Origin of the sequence: Bacillus sp. SIMBA_005 (assembly GCF_046535585.1) — a bacterium.
Classification (GTDB): domain Bacteria; phylum Bacillota; class Bacilli; order Bacillales; family Bacillaceae; genus Bacillus; species Bacillus pumilus.
In genome coordinates this window covers 1-269 of the sequence record NZ_JAWRWI010000470.1, presented here as the reverse complement: position 1 = coordinate 269, position 269 = coordinate 1, and the positions used below count along the sequence as shown (strand labels likewise).

The window sequence follows — 269 nt, the reverse complement described above, 5'->3', positions numbered from 1 at the left end:
GTCCTCCAGGTCGCCACCGATGAGCATCGGCTCGTGATCACCGAGGATGTGAATACCTTCGCGCTCGCCATGCATCGCATCCCTGAGCACGGCGGAGTCGTCTTCAGCCACCACAGGCGCTTCCCTCGGAACCGGCATGGGCTCGAAGGTCTGAGGCTGGCCCTGATCGCCTTTGCGGCGGCGCCGCCTTCGTCGAGCGGTGAGCCGTCCTTCGTGTGGTGGTTGTGAAAGCGAATCGTCGGATCAGGAGCGGACCCCGCCGCTCACAC

General features: G+C 65.1%; 1 protein-coding gene. It reads left to right on the top strand.

The genetic code is table 11. The features are described 5' to 3' along the window. A partial coding sequence (locus SB660_RS20940; RefSeq protein ID WP_410584289.1) for a hypothetical protein occupies positions 1-228 on the top strand: 228 nt, incomplete at its 5' end. Positions 229-269: the final 41 nt, after the last annotated feature.